The 17,933-nt window shown below is 56.2% G+C and carries 19 protein-coding genes and 2 pseudogenes; 8 read left to right on the forward strand and 13 right to left on the reverse strand.

All coding sequences use genetic code 11. From position 1 onward, the window contains the following. Positions 1 to 18 precede the first annotated feature (18 nt). Positions 19 to 360: a hypothetical protein gene (locus H3L92_RS08655; protein WP_085365224.1), complete on the reverse strand. Its 342-nt coding sequence runs from the start codon at positions 358 to 360 to the stop codon at positions 19 to 21. Between the two features lie 318 nt (positions 361 to 678). Beyond that, positions 679 to 1,218, reverse strand: a complete 540-nt coding sequence (gene smpB / locus H3L92_RS08660; protein WP_257066780.1) for an SsrA-binding protein SmpB — start codon at positions 1,216 to 1,218, stop codon at positions 679 to 681. Here smpB and H3L92_RS13325 point away from each other — a divergent pair. After that, a pseudogene (locus H3L92_RS13325) lies at positions 1,204 to 1,368 on the forward strand (lipoprotein signal peptidase). The gene smpB and the pseudogene H3L92_RS13325 overlap by 15 nt on opposite strands. Here H3L92_RS13325 and H3L92_RS08665 read toward each other — a convergent pair. Both H3L92_RS08665 and H3L92_RS08670 read right to left on the reverse strand, forming a co-directional pair. Beyond that, positions 1,346 to 1,552, reverse strand: coding sequence for a DUF1653 domain-containing protein (locus H3L92_RS08665; protein WP_085365226.1), 207 nt, complete (start codon positions 1,550 to 1,552; stop codon positions 1,346 to 1,348). The pseudogene H3L92_RS13325 and the gene H3L92_RS08665 overlap by 23 nt on opposite strands. A gap of 86 nt (positions 1,553 to 1,638) precedes the next feature. Continuing rightward, on the reverse strand, positions 1,639 to 1,842 hold the full coding sequence (locus tag H3L92_RS08670) for a cold-shock protein (RefSeq protein WP_002217533.1): 204 nt from the start codon (positions 1,840 to 1,842) through the stop codon (positions 1,639 to 1,641). A gap of 241 nt (positions 1,843 to 2,083) precedes the next feature. On the opposite strand from H3L92_RS08670, the gene clpS reads away from it, so the two are divergent. Continuing rightward, the gene (gene clpS / locus H3L92_RS08675; RefSeq protein ID WP_085365227.1) at positions 2,084 to 2,398 is read left to right on the forward strand and encodes an ATP-dependent Clp protease adapter ClpS; all 315 of its coding nucleotides are present in this window, start codon (positions 2,084 to 2,086) and stop codon (positions 2,396 to 2,398) included. Beyond that, entirely contained in the window at positions 2,399 to 4,678 is a 2,280-nt protein-coding gene (gene clpA, locus H3L92_RS08680) for an ATP-dependent Clp protease ATP-binding subunit ClpA (RefSeq protein ID WP_085365228.1), read from the forward strand. It begins immediately after the preceding gene. A 379-nt stretch (positions 4,679 to 5,057) separates the two neighbouring features. On the opposite strand, the gene hpf is transcribed toward clpA, so the two are convergent. The 8 genes from hpf to H3L92_RS08720 form a co-directional block, all read right to left on the reverse strand. Further along, positions 5,058 to 5,378: a ribosome hibernation-promoting factor, HPF/YfiA family gene (hpf, locus tag H3L92_RS08685; RefSeq protein ID WP_085365229.1), complete on the reverse strand. Its 321-nt coding sequence runs from the start codon at positions 5,376 to 5,378 to the stop codon at positions 5,058 to 5,060. A 178-nt stretch (positions 5,379 to 5,556) separates the two neighbouring features. After that, entirely contained in the window at positions 5,557 to 6,906 is a 1,350-nt protein-coding gene (gene rpoN, locus H3L92_RS08690; protein WP_085365230.1) for an RNA polymerase factor sigma-54, read from the reverse strand. 75 nt (positions 6,907 to 6,981) lie between these two features. Beyond that, entirely contained in the window at positions 6,982 to 7,710 is a 729-nt protein-coding gene (gene lptB, locus H3L92_RS08695; protein WP_085365231.1) for an LPS export ABC transporter ATP-binding protein, read from the reverse strand. Between the two features lie 225 nt (positions 7,711 to 7,935). Next, positions 7,936 to 8,472 (reverse strand): lipopolysaccharide transport periplasmic protein LptA, encoded by a 537-nt coding sequence (lptA, locus tag H3L92_RS08700; protein WP_085365232.1) that lies wholly within the window; start codon positions 8,470 to 8,472, stop codon positions 7,936 to 7,938. Then, positions 8,453 to 9,031, reverse strand: coding sequence for an LPS export ABC transporter periplasmic protein LptC (gene lptC / locus H3L92_RS08705; RefSeq protein WP_085365233.1), 579 nt, complete (start codon positions 9,029 to 9,031; stop codon positions 8,453 to 8,455). The genes lptA and lptC overlap by 20 nt, the downstream gene beginning before the upstream one ends. Continuing rightward, complete coding sequence (locus H3L92_RS08710; protein WP_085365234.1) at positions 9,028 to 9,564, reverse strand: KdsC family phosphatase; 537 nt, start codon at positions 9,562 to 9,564, stop codon at positions 9,028 to 9,030. Before H3L92_RS08710 ends, lptC begins: the two co-directional genes overlap by 4 nt. A gap of 163 nt (positions 9,565 to 9,727) precedes the next feature. Beyond that, on the reverse strand, positions 9,728 to 10,054 hold the full coding sequence (locus tag H3L92_RS08715; protein WP_085365235.1) for a hypothetical protein: 327 nt from the start codon (positions 10,052 to 10,054) through the stop codon (positions 9,728 to 9,730). Further along, positions 10,026 to 10,481, reverse strand: a complete 456-nt coding sequence (locus H3L92_RS08720) for a hypothetical protein (RefSeq protein WP_085365236.1) — start codon at positions 10,479 to 10,481, stop codon at positions 10,026 to 10,028. The genes H3L92_RS08715 and H3L92_RS08720 overlap by 29 nt, the downstream gene beginning before the upstream one ends. A gap of 53 nt (positions 10,482 to 10,534) precedes the next feature. Here H3L92_RS08720 and H3L92_RS13330 point away from each other — a divergent pair. Continuing rightward, a pseudogene (locus H3L92_RS13330) lies at positions 10,535 to 10,681 on the forward strand (lipoprotein signal peptidase). Positions 10,682 to 10,713: 32 nt separating this feature from the next. Here the strand turns inward: H3L92_RS13330 and H3L92_RS08725 are convergent. Further along, positions 10,714 to 11,688, reverse strand: coding sequence for a KpsF/GutQ family sugar-phosphate isomerase (locus tag H3L92_RS08725; RefSeq protein ID WP_085365237.1), 975 nt, complete (start codon positions 11,686 to 11,688; stop codon positions 10,714 to 10,716). Positions 11,689 to 11,771: 83 nt separating this feature from the next. Here H3L92_RS08725 and tal point away from each other — a divergent pair, with 83 nt between their 5' ends. The 4 genes from tal (at position 11,772) to ettA (ending at position 17,906) form a co-directional block, all read left to right on the forward strand. Beyond that, entirely contained in the window at positions 11,772 to 12,827 is a 1,056-nt protein-coding gene (tal, locus tag H3L92_RS08730) for a transaldolase (RefSeq protein WP_085365238.1), read from the forward strand. Between the two features lie 241 nt (positions 12,828 to 13,068). Further along, complete coding sequence (ribF, locus tag H3L92_RS08735; RefSeq protein ID WP_085365239.1) at positions 13,069 to 13,998, forward strand: bifunctional riboflavin kinase/FAD synthetase; 930 nt, start codon at positions 13,069 to 13,071, stop codon at positions 13,996 to 13,998. A 356-nt stretch (positions 13,999 to 14,354) separates the two neighbouring features. After that, positions 14,355 to 16,076, forward strand: a complete 1,722-nt coding sequence (recJ, locus tag H3L92_RS08740) for a single-stranded-DNA-specific exonuclease RecJ (protein WP_085365240.1) — start codon at positions 14,355 to 14,357, stop codon at positions 16,074 to 16,076. Positions 16,077 to 16,232: 156 nt separating this feature from the next. Beyond that, complete coding sequence (ettA, locus tag H3L92_RS08745) at positions 16,233 to 17,906, forward strand: energy-dependent translational throttle protein EttA (protein ID WP_085365241.1); 1,674 nt, start codon at positions 16,233 to 16,235, stop codon at positions 17,904 to 17,906. Positions 17,907 to 17,933: the final 27 nt, after the last annotated feature.

Consider the following 17,933-nt stretch of genomic DNA (forward strand, 5'->3'; position numbering starts at 1 on the left):
CCTGATGCGTGCGGCGGATTATTCGCCGTTGGGCAGTTTCACCCGTTTGTGCGGCACGATGTTGCTGCGCGAAAGCAGCAGCAGACAGCCCAGCACCATCATGCCCAGCGCCACCAAAGGCGACATGCCCAGCAGGTATTGGCTTTTCAGGTAAACCGCCGCGCCGATGTAAATCAAGAGCGGGCCGGATACGACCGACTGTTTGTTGATGCCGTCCATCACCAGCACGGCCACACCGGCAACGGCCAGGCCGATGGCAATCAGCGTGGCGGTGGCGGGCAGGATGCCGGTGGCTTTGAGAAACCACACGGCGCCGGCGATAATCAGAAACAGCGGCAGGGCGAGCGAGGCTTGGGGCATGGTGCAAACTCCGTGGTTGCGAATGTGTTCAGACGGCCTGCATTATTGGGTTATGCAGGCCGTCTGAAAAGGGTTCTTGCGCTTTTTTACGCAAACCGGTTGTAAAAAACATATAGGCCGAGGCCTTTGCAAGTCGTTTAGGCCGTCTGAAATATTCAACCATCGCCATTCCCGCGCAGGCGGGAATCCAGTCGTTTTTTCGTAAGTTATTGAAATAAAATACTTGATGATTTTGGGGCCGGATTCCCGCCTGCGTGGGAATGACGAGGCACCAACCTTTTCAGGGTTGAATTGGTTTTTTTCAAAAATTTCAGGCCGTTAACCCGCGTTTTTCATCAAACGCTGTTTCTCGCGCTTCCAATCGGCTTCTTTCATGCTCTGGCGTTTGTCGTGCTGCTTTTTACCTTTGGCTAGGCCGATGTCCATTTTGATGTAGCCGCGGCTGTAATGCAGGTTTAACGGTACGATGGTGTAGCCCGCCCGCTCGGTTTTGCCGATTAATTTGTTGATTTCCGACTGTTTCAGCAGCAGCTTGCGCTGGCGCACCGGGTCGGGCTTCACATGGGTGGAGGCGGTGGGCAGCGCGGTGATGTGGCAGCCCACCAGATAAAACGCGTCTTTCTTCCAGTGGATATAGCTCTCTTTCAGCTGCACGCGGCCGGCGCGCACGGCTTTCACTTCCCAGCCGTCTAGCACCAAACCGGCTTCGATTTGGTCTTCGATAAAATAGTCGTGAAAGGCTTTGCGGTTGTTGGCGATGCTCATGGTATTCGATATTTCGGTTCGGTTGCTTTTTTTCAGACGGCCTATTGTAGCAAAAGGCCGTCTGAAAACGTGAGACCTTTGCAAAAAAGCCATCTGCGGCGCATTTCTGCGTTGTGCGCTGCTCGCTCGCTTGCCTAACTCCATGTTATGTCTGCGCTCGCTGCGCTGCTACGCCTTGAACTGCATCCACATCTGACTTTTTTGCAAAGGTCTCAACATTTTAAAATTCGCGTATGCAGGTAAAGCGCAAAACGCCGCCGACGCGTTCGGCAAACATGGCGGCGGGGCGCACCCACAGGCCGTAATCGCCGTAGAGGGCGCGGTAAACCACTAAGGTTTCTTCGGTTTCGCTGTGGCGGGCGGTGCCGAGCACTTCGTATAAATTGCCTTTATAGTGGCGGTAGATGCCGGGTTTGACTGTGTTCATAAGGCCGTCTGAAAAAACAAAAATGGCAGGTTTTGCAACCCGCCATACTTTGGGAATTGAAACCGGAACACTCCGGCCCAATTTGATTAAGCAGCCTGAATGTTGGCGGCTTGTTTGCCTTTGGGGCCGGTGGTTACGTCGAAAGAAACACGTTGGCCTTCTTTCAGGGTTTTGAAACCTTCCATATTGATGGCAGAGAAGTGAGCGAACAAATCTTCACCGCCTTCGTCGGGGGTGATAAAACCAAAACCTTTAGCGTCGTTAAACCATTTAACAATACCGGTTGCCATTGAACTTCCTATACTAAAAAAATTAACAAAAACAGCAAAATTCAGGCAACATGTAAAAACCAAAAGTTTCGAGTTTCTCCCAAACCATTATGCTTTTTTAGATGCCAAGCTCTGCTAAGAAGGCTTTTTACCTATGTTGTATGGTCCAGTCAAGGGGAGATTGGGAAAAATATCGAAATTTATTAAAATAAAGCAAAAAACAACATCAACACCGCCCCAAAACCATATTTTAAAGATTAATATGAGTCAAAACCAAACCCGCCGCGATGCCGAAACCGATCTGTTGAACCGCAGCAAAACCACTCCGCCCAAACGGTATGGCGTTTATCTGCTCAACGACGATTACACCACCATGGATTTCGTGGTGGAAGTGCTCACCGGCATTTTCATGCTGCCCGAAGAGCGGGCGGTGGCCGTGATGCTTCTGGTGCATCACGAAGGCAAAGGGCTGTGCGGCGTGTACACACGCGATATAGCCGATACCAAACAACAACAGGTTTTGCAGCGCGCAAGGCAGGAAGGCCACCCGCTGCAATGTATTGTTGAGGAGGTTTAAATGATTTCAGCCGAACTCGAACAGATTCTGCAACAGATCTACACCGATGCGCGCAGGCACAAATACGAGCTGATCAGCTTGGAGCATTTGCTTTTGGCACTCATCGAACAGAGCGAAGACGTAGCCGGCATATTGGCACGTTGCGGTGCGGATTGCAGCGTGCTCACCGAACAGCTGATCAGCAGCATGGTCGACAACACCCCGACCTTGCCGCCGCACCTGTTCGACAGCACCGAAACCCAGCCCACCCTCGGCTTCCAGCGCGTATTGCAGCGGGCGATGGTGCACGCGCAGTCGGCCGGCAAAAAAGAAGTGAAACCGGTGGACGTGCTGGTGGCGCTGATGAGCGAAACCGACAGCCATGCGGTGTATTTCCTGCAACTGCAATCGGTTACGCGCTACGATTTGCTGCGCTGCCTCGCCCACGGCATCACGCCTGAAGGCAGCAACGGCAGCAGCCGTGAAGAAGACGACGGCGACCGGGCCGCCGGCAGCGGCGATGCGCTGGCCGACTACACCGTCAACCTCAACGCCGAAGTGCTGGCCGGCCGCATCGATCCCCTAATCGGCCGCAAACACGAAATGGAGCGTTTGGTGCAAACCCTTTGCCGCCGCCGCAAAAACAACCCCTTGCTGGTGGGCGAAGCTGGCGTGGGCAAAACCGCGCTGGCCGAAGGCTTGGCACATTTGATTGTGAAAGGCGAAGTGCCCGACACCCTGCGCGGGGCCGCCGTGTTTTCGCTCGATATGGGCGCACTACTGGCCGGCACCAAATACCGCGGCGATTTCGAGGCGCGCATCAAAGCCGTTTTAAAAGCGCTGGCGAAAATCCCCAATGCCGTGCTGTTTGTGGACGAAATCCACACCATCATCGGCGCGGGCAGCACGTCGGGCGGCACGATGGACGCTTCCAACCTGCTCAAGCCCGCGCTGGCCAAAGGGCAGCTGCGCTGCATCGGCGCCACCACCTACAACGAATACCGCACCATCTTCGATAAAGACCATGCCTTAAGCCGCCGTTTTCAGAAAATCGACATCGTCGAGCCGAGTATTGCCGAAACCGTGCAGATTCTGCGAGGCCTGAAAAGCGCCTTTGAAGATTTCCACCAAGTGCGCTACACGGCAGGCGCGCTGGAGGCCGCCGCCGAGCTGTCCGCCCGCTACATCAACGAGCGCTTCCTGCCCGACAAGGCCATCGACGTGATGGACGAAGCCGGCGCCGCCCAGCGGATTCTGCCCAAATCCAAGCAGAAAAAGGTTATCGGCAAAGCCCAGATCGAAGCGGTGGTGGCCAAAGTGGCGCGCATTCCCGAAAAAACCGTGTCGCACGACGACAAACAAGTGCTGCAATATCTGGGCCGTGATTTGAAAAACATGGTATTCGGGCAGGATGCCGCCATCGAAGCCTTGGTGGCTGCCGTGAAAATGGCGCGCTCCGGCTTGGGGCAGCCCGACAAACCCATCGGCAGCTTTTTGTTTTCCGGCCCCACCGGCGTGGGCAAAACCGAAGTGGCGCGCCAGCTCGCCTTCTCGCTCGGCGTGCCGCTGCAACGCTTCGATATGTCGGAATATATGGAACGCCATGCCGTATCGCGCCTGATCGGCGCGCCGCCGGGCTATGTGGGCTTCGAGCAGGGCGGGCTGCTGACCGAAGCGGTTAACAAACAACCGTTTTGCGTGCTGCTGCTCGACGAAATCGAAAAAGCCCACCCTGATATTTTCAATGTGCTGCTGCAAGTGATGGACCACGGCAAGCTCACCGACAACAACGGCAAGAGCGCCGATTTCCGCAATGTGGTTATCATCATGACCACCAACGCGGGTGCCGAAAGCCTGAGCAAGCCTGCCATCGGTTTTGCCGGCAAGCGTGAGCGCGGCGACGAAATGCAGGCCATCAACAAGCTGTTTACGCCGGAATTCCGCAACCGTTTGGATGCCATTATCCCGTTTGCGCCGTTGAACGAAGCCGTGATTGCCAGAGTGGTGGATAAATTCCTGCTGCAACTGGAACAGCAGCTGCTTGATAAAAAAGTGGAGGCCGAGTTTACGCCGGCGCTGCGCAAATATCTGGCTGAAAAAGGTTTCGACCCGCAGATGGGTGCCCGCCCGATGAACCGCCTGATTCAGGACAAAATCCGCAAGGCGCTGGCCGACGAGCTGCTGTTCGGCCGCCTTGCCGACGGCGGTTTTGTGCGCATAGACTGGGATGCGGCCAAAGAAGAAGCCGTGTTGAAGTTTAAGAAAACTGCACCGAAAAAAGCGGCAGATGCGGCGGTGTGAACGCGCACGGCGGATTGCAGAAGGCAGTTGCCCGAGGCAAAGGCCGTCTGAAAACAAAATAACCGTTTTTCAGACGGCGTCAAGTGTTTGTGCAAAGGTTGAGACCTTTGCAAAATTCAAATTACTATCTGAAAAAACCTGAATTCCGTCATTCCCGCGTAGGCGGGAATCCAGACACTTGGCATCCAAGTATTTGTTTAATCAATACTTCAATATTTCCATCTGGATTCCCGCCTACGCGGGAATGACGGGATTTAAGCATTTCAGACGGCCTGAAGGAGTTTTGCAAAAGCTTCGCCAAAGCGGATTTGAACGTCGTTGCGCATAAAAAACGCCCCGTAAAACGGGGCGTTTGGTATTGCGGGGCACGGGCAAGCGGTTATTCTTCGGCCGGTGCGGGTTTGGGGGTGGCGCGCACGTCGTTGCTTTTTTCTTTGTGTTTCAGCACGGCGCGGTCGAGTTTGTCCATCAGCACGTCGATGGCGGCATACATATCCGATTCAACGGTTTCTACGTGCAAATCCTTACCGGCCAAGTGCACATCGGCTTCGGCCTTGTTGTTGACCTTTTCCACCGAGAGGGTAATGGCTACCGAAATCACGTTGGCGGCGTGGCGGTTGATGCGCTCGAGCTTGGCGGCCACATGGTTTTTGATGGCTTCGGTTACGTCGAAATTGAGGCCGGTAATTTTCAGATTCATGGCTTACTCCTTCGGTTGGGTTGTGCCGTTGGTGTACGGCGGAAATCGACAGGTTTGCCTGCGGTTCGGGCTGCCGCAAAAGTCAAACTGTTCGGGTTTCACTATAACAGGCCGTCTGAAAGGTTTTGCTGATGCAGATTAAATTTTTCAGACGGCCTGCCTGGTTCGGGCCGGGCCGTTACGGCCTGCGTTGGTGTGCGTTCGGAATATTCAGTGATTCGCGGTATTTGGCTACGGTGCGGCGGGCGATGTCGATGCCCTGCTGTTTCAGCAACCTGCTTAGCGCATCGTCGGAATAAGGTTTGTGTTTGTTTTCGCTTTCAACCAGTTGGGCGATAACGGCTTTCACCGCGCTCTGGCTCACGCCTTCGCCGTCTTCGGCGGCAACGGCCTGTGTGAAGAAATAGCGTAACGCAAACACCCCGCGCGGGCAAGCCAAATATTTGTGGTTGGCGGCGCGCGACACGGTGCTTTCGGCCACGCCCAGCGCGGCGGCGGCGTCTTTCACCAGCATGGGGGTGAGGCCGATTTCGCCGAACACGAAAAAATCTTCCTGTTTTTCCACGATATATTCGGCCAGCCGCATCACGGTGCTTTTGCGCAGTTCGAGACTGTCGATTTTCTGGCGTGCTTCGCTGAGTTTTTCTTTCCATTCGGGGCTGATGTCGCCCGCTTGTTTGAGCAGTTCGCAATATTCGCTGTTGAGCTGCACTTTCGGCCACACGCGCTCGTTGCTGCTGACCGACCAGCCGCTTTTGGTTTCTTTCACCCAAATATCGGGCTGTACATAGGCGGTAGGTTCGGCGGAAGCGAAACCGTAGGCGGGATAGGGGTTGAGTTTGGCGATCAGGTCTAAGGCCGTCTGAAGGGTTTCGGCTTCGGCATCGGGAAAATATTTGCGGAATTTGGCGGTGTTCTGCTGGCGGCTGCGGCTCAAATCGTCGAGATGCAGCTGCACGATTTTGGCGGCAAGCTGGCGCTCGGGTGAGGAGGGCAGGCGCATCAGTTGCAACAGCAGCGATTCGGTGAGGTCGGCGGCACCCACGCCCGGGGGGTCGAAGGTTTGCAGCAGATCGAGCGCGTTCTGCATATCTTCTTCTTCCAGCATCCACTCTAACGGCGTTTGGTCGAGCACATCGGTGATGCTGTCGGTGAAGTAGCCTTGTTCGTCGAGAAAATCAATCAGGATATGCACCCGCGCGGCTTCGGCTTCGCTTAAGGGGTGTTCGCACACTTGTTTGTGCAGATAGGCGTTGAAGTCGTCTTCTTCGGCGATGGTGGCCCAAACGTCTTCGGCATCGTCGCCGCCGACTTGGTTGGTTTTGGGTTGCGCGGCGGAAATGCGCTCGAATTCGGCTTCTGCCGCTTCGTCGTATTCGGCGCGCTCCAAAAGCGGGTTGTCTTGCAGCCAGTCGTCGACTTCGCGGTCGAGTTCCAGCCCCGACATTTGCAGTATGCGCAGCGACTGTTGCAGCCGCTGGTTGAGCTGTTGGGTTTGCCTGAGTTTTAATCCTATGTTTTGACTCATGTTGTTATTTTCTTCTTGAGTAAAAGCGTAATGTGCGGTTTGCGCCGGACCGGATTAACCCCCAATTGCCGGCTGTTAATAGTTGAAGTTTTCGCCCAAATACACCGCGCGCACCTGTTCGTTGTTAACCAGCTCTTCGGGGTGGCCGGAGGCCAGCACGGTGCCGTCGCTGATGATGTAGGCGCGGTCGCAGATGCGCAGGGTTTCGCGCACGTTGTGGTCGGTTATCAGCACGCCGATGCCGCGGGTTTTCAGAAAACCGATGATTTTCTGAATGTCGATAACGGCAATCGGGTCAACGCCGGCAAAGGGTTCGTCGAGCAGGATAAAGCGCGGCTGCATGGCCAGCACGCGGGCGATTTCCACGCGGCGGCGTTCGCCGCCGGAGAGCGACGGCGCGGGGTTGTTGCGCAGGCGCTCGATATTCAGATCGGCCAAGAGTTTTTCAAGCTCGGCATCGATTTCGCTTTTGTTTTTCAGGCGGATTTCCAAAATGGCGCGGATATTCTGCTCCACCGTCATTTTGCGGAAAATCGACGCTTCCTGCGGCAGGTAGCCCAAGCCCAAACGGGCGCGCTCGTGTATCGGCAGGTGGCGGATTTCTTGGCCGTCTAATTCTACGCTGCCTGCATCGGCGGCAATCAGCCCCACTATCATATAAAAGCTGGTGGTTTTGCCGGCGCCGTTGGGGCCGAGCAGGCCGACCACTTCGCCGCTTTCGATTTCCAGCGAAAAGTTTTTCACCACTTGGCGCTTTTTGAAGGTTTTTTGCAGGTTTTGTACGTTTAAGCGGCTTTGGCTCATATGCGTGCTCTTTGGTGATGGTTACTATTGTAATCGGTTTTTAGGCCGTCTGAAAGGTTTTTTTAACCTTTGTGAAGATTTGTATGTCTTGATTCTTGTTTGCGCACACCGTGGCAAATGTGTGCGGCGCTTTGAACTGCATCCGCATCCGGCATTTTTGCAAAGGTATCAGGCCGTCTGAAAAGCGGTGCGGCGTTATTGCCGGTTTTTCAGACGGCCTGTGGGTTATTTTTTCTTACCTTGCGATTGGGTGCTGGAAGGCTGGATAACCACGGTTACTCGCTTGCCGCTTTTGCCGCCGGAAGCCTTGCTGCCCTGCACGGTATAAACTTCGGTGCGGGTGTTGTAGGTAATCACGGCGCCTTCGGCCAAGTCGCCGCCGCGCTCTACTTTGGCGTTGCCGATCAGTTTCACGATGTTGGTGGCCGACGAGTAATCGATGTTGTTGGCCTGGCCTTTCACGGTGCCTTTGCCGCCGTCGAGCGTTTGGCTGAAGCGCACGGGGCTGCCGCTGGCGTTCATCTGCTGCTCGCCTTTGCTGTTGCGCGACACACGCACGCTGCCGGCGCTGATGTTGAGCGTGCCTTGTTTGATAATCACGTTGCCGCTGAACGTGGTTACTTGGTTGGCCTGATCGAGCGAGCCTTGGTCGGCTTCGATTTGAATCGGCTGCTGCCGGTCGCTTTCGAGCGCGAGGGCGGGGGCGGCGGCAACGGCGGTTAAGGCGGCCAGCAGGGCGGTTTTATAGATTTTTCGGGTCATAAATAATGGCTTTCACGCGGGAGGGCAGGTTTAAAAAACCTTTTTTGTGGTCGTACACCAAACCGTTTGCCGTGCCGTGGGAATCGCCGTATCGGTATTCGACGGCATCTTGGGTTTCGGCGGTTTCGGTTTGCGTATCTATGGTTAGGCTGTTGGTTTTCAAGATGCCGGCGGGGCGTTGTGCGTCGGCGTTTTTGGTTAATACCACGTTGTTTTGAAACTGTACTTTGCGGTTTTCGGTGTTGTAGTGCGCTTCGTTGCTTTTTACCGTGTAGAGTAGTTGGCCGCCGTTATACATGGCAAGCTCGGGTTTTTCAAAGGTTACGTCGTCGCTTTTGGGCAGCTGCCAGGCGGTTTCGGCGCCGAGGTTTTCTTTCAGACGGCCTTGTTCGTCGAAACGTTTGCCGTTGATGCCCGTCATCGAATATTGCGGTTCGTTGGGGTTGAGCGCGGTTTCTTCCACGTCAACCTGGCTGATACGCCCGAGCCAGGCGGAAAGGCCGCCCAGGCAAATCGCCAGAACCAGCGGAAACAGCCAGCCGTAGCGCCATCTGGTCATTTTACATACTCCTGTAAAGCGGCTTCGAGCGTGCCCTGCGCCTGCATAATCAGGTCGCACAATTCGCGCACCGCGCCGTTGCCCGCGCTTTTCTGCGTAACGTAGGCGGCGTGTTGCAGGGTAAACCAGTGGGCTTCGGGCACGGCAACGGGCAGGCCGCAGCGCACCATTACCGGCAAATCGACCACATCGTCGCCGATAAAGGCGCATTCGTGTTCTTCCACCCCCGCTTCGGCGAGCAGCTGCGCATAGGCGACGCGTTTGTCGTGTATGCCTTTATAGTAGTGGCCGATGCCGAGCTGCCTGACGCGCACGCCCACCGACGGGGCGTCGCGGCCGGTGATGATGGCCGTTTGCACGCCGGTGGCTTGCAGCATTTTCAGGCCGTGGCCGTCGAGCGTGTGGAACGATTTGATTTCTTCGCCGTTGTCGCGGATGAAGATGCGGCCGTCGGTAAGCACGCCGTCCACGTCCATAATCAGCAGCTTGACGGCGGCGGCGCGCGCCTGGATTTCGGGGGTTAGGGTTTGCATTCGGGTTGTGTTCTTTAAAAAATAAACGGTTTTCAGACGGCCTGGGCGAATAACAGCGGTTTATTTTAGCACCGTAAAGTTTAAACGCCGTCTGAAAATGTAAATGGGCTGGGTGCGCGGTTCAGCTTGAACTGCATCCACATCTGAGGGTTTTGCAAAGGTCTCAGCCTTTGGCTTTGCGGCGCGGTCTGTCTTCGCCCTCCTGCGGTTGGGCGGCTGGCTGCGGCGTGCAGTCTATCGGCGAAATATCCACCGGCGGCAGGGCTTTGCCGTGTTTGTCGCGCACGATAAACCTTGCGGCCTGCAAACCGGACAGCATGCCGCCTTCGGGGCGGCACACGATGGCGCTTACCTGCTTTTTCATGGCGTTGACTGCAAACGGCAGCATGGTGGCGATGTCGTTGAAATCGCGGTCGGTTAGGGTGTAGGCTGCGGTCATCACGCCGTTTTTAACGCTGCTTTCATCGAGCCGCACGTTTTTTCTGACCATGCGGCCCTGTTGCGTGCTTTTTTTCGCGGGCTTCTTTTCTGCCGCACATTTCGGGTGTGTTTGCCCAGCGCGCCACCAGCCTGCCGGCGGCATCCTGCACCCAATAGCTGTTGCTGATGATTTGCAGCGGCGGCCGGCTGCCGCACACGTCCAGATAATATGCCAGCCGCGAGTTTTGCCGCACCGTATCCACCGCATTTTGCACTTCGGCGCCCGGTTCGGCCGCCGCTGTTTCATATAAAACGTGCGTGCCGCCGTTGTGGAATGACACGGCCTTAATGGTTAAAAACCTGTTGAGTTTGATCGGCAGATACGGCTGCATGGCGGTCGTTTGCGCTTGGTAGTGCGCCTGTGTTTGTTGGTTCAGGGGCTGTGCCTGCGCGGCGGCGGCCAGCATACAGCCGGTTAAAAGCCAGTGGGGTTTCATGCCATACTCCGGCGGGTTAAAAACGATGGGCTGAGACCTTTGCAAAACCCCATCTGCGGCGCATTTCTGCGTTGTGTGTTTATGCCCTTTAGGGTACTGCTCGCTCGCTTGCCTGACTTCATGTTATGTCTGCGCTCGCTGCGCTGCTACGCCTTGAACTGCATCCGTATCTGAGGGTTTTGCAAAGGTCTCAGGCTTGAATTCGGGCCGTCTGAAAACGGTGTGCCGCCGATCAGACGATACGCGCTTTCAGCAGGTCGTGCATATTCAGCGCGCCTACAACCAAACCGCCTTCTTCCACCACCAAGAGGCCGTTGATGTGGTTTTGCTGCATCTGTTTCAGGGCTTCGGTGGCGAGTTTGTCGGCGGTGATGGTTTTGGGGTTGGCGTGCATGATTTCGTCAACCGTCAGCCCGGCGAAGTTGTCGCGCTGTTGGAACAGCCGGCGCAGGTCGCCGTCGGTAAACACGCCTTTCAGACGGCCTGTGCCGTCGGTAACGGCCAGCATGCCCAAGCCTTTTTCGCTCATGATAACGATGGCGTCTTTCAATAAGGTGCCGCTTACCACGGCGGGCAGCCCTTCGCCGCCGTGCATGATGTCGGCCACGCGCAGCAGCAGGCGTTTGCCGAGGCTGCCGGCGGGGTGGCTGAGGGCGAAATCGTCGGGCGTGAACTCGCGCGCTTTGAGCAGCACCACCGCCAGCGCGTCGCCCAGCGCCATCACGGCGGTGGTGCTGGAAGTGGGCGCCAGCCCCAGCGGACAGGCTTCGTGCGACACGGCGGCGGTGATGTGGATGTCGGCATGGCGTGCCATGGTGGACTGCGGGCGCGCGGTAATCGAAATCAGGGTAATGTGTTTGCGCTTGAGCGCGGGGATAATGGCGGCGATTTCGTCGCTCTCGCCCGAGTTGGAAATGGCGATAACCGCGTCGCCGTCGACTATCATGCCCAAGTCGCCGTGTGCGGCTTCGGCGGGGTGGACGAAAAACGCGGGCGTGCCGGTGGATGCCATGGTGGCGGCAATTTTGCGGCCGATATGCCCCGATTTGCCCATGCCCATAATCACCACGCGCCCACGGCATTGCAGCAGGGCGTCGGCGGCGCGGGTAAAGCTGCCGTCGAGTTCGGCGGCGATTTCGTGCAGGCTTTCGGCTTCGATGCGCAAAACCTCGCGCGCCCAGTTCAGATATTGTTCGGAATTTTCCATGCTTGTTTTCCCGCAGGGCTACCCAAATATGGAGAATCGGGTTAGCATCATTACTTTCTCAATAAATAACAAGGATTTCAGAGATGACTATTTTATCGGACGTTAAAGCATTAGGCCAACAAATCTGGCTCGACAATTTATCGCGCTCGCTGGTGCAGAGCGGGGAGCTGGCCGAAATGATGCGGCAGGGCGTGTGCGGCGTTACTTCCAACCCCGCCATTTTCCAGAAAGCGTTTGCAGGCGATGCTTTGTATGCCGGCGAAATCGCTGCGCTGAAACAGCAAAACCGCAACCCGAAAGCCATCTACGAAACGCTGGCTATTGCCGATGTGCAGGCTGCCTGTGATGTGTTTCTTCCTGAATATGAAAAAAGCGGCGGCAAAATCGGCTTTGTGAGTTTGGAAGTTGCCCCCGATTTGTCGCACGACACCACCGGCACCGTGGCCGAAGCCAAACGCCTGCACGCCGCCATCAACCGCCCCAACGTGATGATTAAAGTGCCCACCACCGATGAGGGCGTGGCCGCATTGGAGCAATTGGTTTCAGACGGCCTCAGCATCAACCTCACGCTGTTGTTTTCGCGCCAACAAACCCTCAAAGCCTATGCCGCTTATGTGAAAGGCATTGAAAAACGCTTGGCGGCCGGCATGCATGTAAACCATATCCGCGTGGTGGCCAGCTTCTTCATTTCGCGCGTGGACGGCGCGCTCGACACCACCCTGCCGCAACCTTTGCAAGGCAAAGTAGCTATTGCGCTGGCCAAAGCCGCTTATCAGGATTGGCAGCAGTTTTTCGGCGGCGAAGCATTTGCCGCCGCCAAAGCCGCCGGCGCCAACCCCGTACAGCTCTTGTGGGCTTCCACCGGCGTGAAAAACCCCGCCTATCCCGACACGCTTTATGTTGACAGCCTGATCGGACCCGACACCGTCAACACCGTGCCCGATGCTACGCTGAAAGCCTTTATCGGCCACGGCACCGCGGCAACCACGCTCACCGAAGGCCAAACCGAAGCGCTTGCCGTTTTGGCCGAAACCGAAAAACTCGGCATCGATCTCGAAGCCCTCGCCCTGCGCTTGCAGGAAGACGGCCTGAAACAGTTTGAAGACGCATTTGCCAAACTGCTCGAGCCTTTGGCTTAACGGAAGTGTTCCAAGTATGACGCGGATATTCCGTTCGGCAGAAAGCACGGGTTTTGCCGAGATAATATAGGCCGGTTTGCACCGAGGCCGTCTGAAAAAAGTTTTTCAGACGGCCTCAATCTGTCAAACCGCAAGAAGGGCAATGCTGCGCCCGAACAAGTTTTCCCGCCGCATATTCCGCAAGCCGCCGAATCGGCTTACAATACCGCCCGTTTGACACACACCGCACAGAACAACCCCTATGAAAATCTGGTTCGGTCGGCGCATCAGCCCCGACTTTCCCCACGGCAGCGCCGTTACCATCGGCAACTTCGACGGCGTCCACCTCGGCCACCGCCATATTCTGCAACGGCTCAAGCAAGAAGCCCGCAGCCGCGGCCTGCCTGTGGTGGTAGTGGTTTTCGAGCCGCAGCCGCAAGAATTTTTCGCCCGCAAAAGCGGCCGCGGGCTGCCTTACCGTATTTCGCCCCTGCGCAGCAAACTGCAACTTTTAAGGGAAACCGGCTGTGTTGATGCGGTGTGGGTGCTGCGCTTCAACCAAGCCTTTGCCGATATGGGTGCGCAAACCTTTATCGACAGCCTCTTGCGCGAAACCCTCAACACCAAATACCTGCTGATCGGCGACGATTTCCGTTTCGGCGCCGGCCGCGAAGGCAGCTTCGAGCTGCTGCAAAACCAACCCGGCATGGTAACTGAGCGCACGCCCTCGGTGCTGGTGGAAAACATCCGCGCCAGCAGCACTGCCGTGCGCAAAGCCCTTTCAGACGGCCAATTGGAACACGCCTGCAAACTGCTCGGCCACGACTACACGCTCAGCGGCCATGTCAAGCACGGCACCAAGCTCGGCCGCACCATAGGCTGCCCCACCGCCAACGTGCAGCTTCCGCAGCACCACTACCCCTTGGGCGGCGTGTTTGTGGTGGAGGCCGAAGGCAGCTTCGGCAAACGGCGGGGAGTGGCCAGTTTCGGTTTCAACCCCAGCGTATCGAAGTCGCGCCGCCAAAAGCTGGAAGTGCATCTTTTTGATTTTCAAGGAAACCTTTACGGCCAACGTTTGACCGTGCGCTTTCTGCACAAACTGCGCGACGAAAAAAAATTCGACAATATCGAAGATTTGAAACACCAGATTTGGGCAGATATGGATGCGGCGAAAAACTGGGTGAAGGCTTAGGGCGTGCAGTCACAATATTTTCAACCACATCGCAATAATCCGGATTTTTATTGCCGCCGCAAATGAAGTCCAATCTCTTCGCATAACGTGTGGCAATACCCCGCTAACGTTTAAAATCCAAAAAGCAGTTTTCTACCAAGTTATGCAGTATCCAGAAAACGGCATTGATTAATCACCTGTTATCTATTGCCTAACCGCATCGGCTGCTTTTTCGCCCTAGCAGATGGGTTTCAATAAGGCTACATTGATGGTCAGTAAGGTTGTAATTGGGACTACTCTATTTAAGGCGGGGCAACGCCGTATCGTTTTTATTTTGTTTTGCTATACAATAGGGTTTTTCCCGCTTCCCCCGTTTCATGCCTGCCAAAATCCAAACCCGCCCGTTCAACCAAACCGTTTGCCAAAGCCTGATCGAAGCCGGCGCCGACCCTTTGCTGGCGCGCCTGTGCGCCGCACGCGATGTGGCCTCCCCTGCCGAACTCGAAGACAAACTGGCCGCGCTGCTGCCCTATCAGGGGCTGAAAAACTGCACGGCGGCGGCGGTGCGGCTGGCCGACGCGGTGCAGCGTCGCGAAAAAATCCTGATTGTGGCCGATTATGATGCCGACGGCGCCACCGCCTGTGCCGTCGGCATGAAAGGCTTGGCCGCAATGGGCGCGGCGGTGGATTTTCTCGTGCCCAACCGTTTCGAACACGGCTACGGCCTCACGCCCGAGCTGGCCGAAATCGCCGCCGCCCGAGGCACAGATTTGCTGGTTACGGTGGATAACGGCATCGCCAGCCTCGCCGGCGTGGCGCGTGCGCAGGAATTGGGCATCGACGTTTTGATTACCGACCACCACCTGCCCGCCGAGCGCGTGCCAAACTGCATCATCGTCAACCCCAATCAGGCGGGCTGCACGTTTGCCAGCAAAAGCTTGGCGGGCGTGGGGGTAATTTTTTACGTTTTAATGGCTTTGCGTGCCGAATTGCGCGGGCGCGGCCATTTCAGGCCGTCTGAACACGCCAATCCGGTTTCAGACGGCCTGCCCGAACCCAATTTGGGCGAACTGCTCGATTTGGTGGCGCTGGGTACGGTGGCCGACGTGGTGCCGCTCGACCACAACAACCGCATTCTCGTGTCGCAGGGTTTGAAGCGTATGCGTTCGGGCAAAATGCGCCCCGGCATCCGCGCCCTCTTTGACGTGGCGCGGCGCGACTGGCGCAAAGCGCAGCCTTTCGACATGGGCTTTGCGCTGGGGCCGCGCATCAATGCCGCCGGCAGGCTCGACGATATGTCGGTGGGCATCGCCTGCCTGCTGGCCGACAGCGACGCCGAAGCGCAAACCCTCGCCGCACACCTAAACGATTTGAACATCGAGCGGCGCGAAATCGAACAATCCATGCTGCAAGACGCGCTCAATGCCTTTCCCGAATCGCTGCCGGCAAACCAAACCACGCTGGTAGCCTACCGAGGCGATTTCCACCAAGGCGTTATCGGCATTGTTGCCAGCCGCTTGAAAGACCGCTTCTACCGACCCACCATCGTGTTCGCCCCTGCCGACAACGGCGAAGTGCGCGGCTCCGGCCGCTCCATTCCCAACCTACACCTGCGCGATGCTTTAGACTTGGTGAGCAAACGCCACCCCGATTTGATTTTAAAGTTCGGCGGCCACGCCATGGCGGCCGGTTTGAGCATACGAGAACACAACCTCGCTGCGTTTCAGACGGCCTTTGAAAACGTGGTGCGCGAACTGGTTTGCGAAGACGACTTATCGCAAACCTACATCACCGACGGCAGCCTGCCCGCCGCCGAACTCACCCTCGCCCAAGCGCAGAACCTCGCCCGCCAAGTGTGGGGGCAGGGTTTCGCGCCGCCGAGCTTTACCGACGAATTCGCCGTTGTCCGCCAGCAGCCCATGGGCGTGAACCACAAAAAAGTGTGGCTGCAAAAAGACGGCCTCGAATTCGAAGCCATGTTTTGGCGCTGCACCGAAGAAATCCCCGCGCGCGTGCGCACGGTTTACCGCCCCGTGGCCAACGAATGGCGCAACAATATCGAATTGCAGCTTTATATCGATTATTGGGAAGCGGCTTAGTGTGGCAATTAAAAGCCAACGTAGATTCGACCTTAATAAATAAAGATTTATTCGGTTAAAATGTGCACTCATTTTTAACAGCACAGTTTTCAGACGGTCTATTGAACTTGTTTAAAACCGTATTCTATTAATTATACTTAAATTTAAGAGATTACTATGAGCCAATACGTTTATTCCATGCTGCGCGTGAGCAAAGTTGTGCCGCCGCAGAAAACCATCATCAAAGACATTTCCCTGTCGTTCTTCCCCGGCGCGAAAATCGGCCTGTTGGGTTTGAACGGCGCGGGCAAGTCCACCGTGCTGCGCATTATGGCGGGCGTGGACAAAGAGTTCGAAGGCGAAGCCGTGCCGATGGGCGGCATCAAAATCGGCTACCTGCCGCAAGAACCCGAGCTTGATCCCGAAAAAACCGTGCGCGAGGAAGTGGAAAGCGGTTTGGGCGAAGTGGCCGCCGCGCAGAAACGTTTGGAAGAAGTGTATGCCGAATACGCCAATCCCGATGCCGATTTCGACGCGCTGGCCGAAGAACAAGGCTGCTTGGAAGCCATCATTGCCGCAGGTTCCAGCACGGGTGGCGGTGCTGAACACGAATTGGAAATCGCCGCCGACGCGCTGCGTTTACCCGACTGGGACACCAAAATCGGCGTGCTCTCGGGCGGTGAAAAACGCCGCGTGGCCTTGTGCAAACTCTTGTTGAGCAAGCCCGATATGTTGTTGCTCGACGAGCCGACCAACCACTTGGACGCAGAAAGCGTGGAATGGCTGGAACAATTCCTCGTCCGCTTCCCCGGCACCGTGGTGGCCGTTACCCATGACCGCTACTTCCTCGACAACGCCGCCGAATGGATTTTGGAACTCGACCGCGGCCACGGCATTCCTTGGAAAGGCAATTATTCTTCCTGGCTGGAACAGAAAGAACAGCGTTTGGCCAACGAAGCCAAATCCGAAGCCGCCCGCATCAAAGCCATGAAACAAGAATTGGAATGGGTGCGCCAAAACGCCAAAGGCCGCCAAGCCAAATCCAAAGCCCGCTTGGCGCGTTTTGAAGAAATGAGCAACTACGAATACCAAAAACGCAACGAAACGCAGGAAATCTTCATCCCCGTGGCCGAGCGTTTGGGTAACGAAGTGATTGAATTCGTGAACGTTTCCAAATCCTTCGGCGACAAAGTGCTGATTGACGATTTGAGCTTCAAAGTGCCTGCGGGCGCGATTGTCGGCATCATCGGCCCCAACGGCGCGGGTAAATCGACCCTGTTCAAACTGATTTCCGGCAAAGAACAACCCGACAGCGGCGAAGTGAAAATCGGCCAAACCGTCAAAATGTCGCTCATCGACCAAAGCCGCGACGGCCTGCAAAACGACAAAACCGTGTTCGACAACATTGCCGAAGGCCGCGATATTCTGCAGGTCGGGCAATTTGAAATCCCCGCGCGCCAATACCTCGGCCGCTTCAATTTCAAAGGCAGCGACCAAAGCAAAATCGCCGGCAACTTATCCGGCGGTGAGCGCGGTCGTTTGCATTTGGCAAAAACCTTGTTAAGCGGTGGCAACGTGTTGTTGCTGGATGAGCCGTCTAATGATTTGGACGTGGAAACCCTGCGCGCACTGGAAGATGCACTGCTGGAATTTGCCGGCAGTGTGATGGTGATTTCGCACGACCGCTGGTTCCTCGACCGCATCGCCACCCATATTTTGGCCTGCGAAGGCGACAGTAAATGGGTATTCTTTGATGGCAACTATCAGGAATACGAAGCCGATAAGAAACGCCGCTTGGGTGAAGAGGGCGCGAAACCGAAACGTATCCGATATAAACCGGTAACGCGTTAAGCTGATATTGAATGCCTGTCTGAACAG

The sequence above is a fragment of the Neisseria dentiae genome (assembly GCF_014055005.1).
Classification (GTDB): Bacteria; Pseudomonadota; Gammaproteobacteria; order Burkholderiales; family Neisseriaceae; genus Neisseria; species Neisseria dentiae.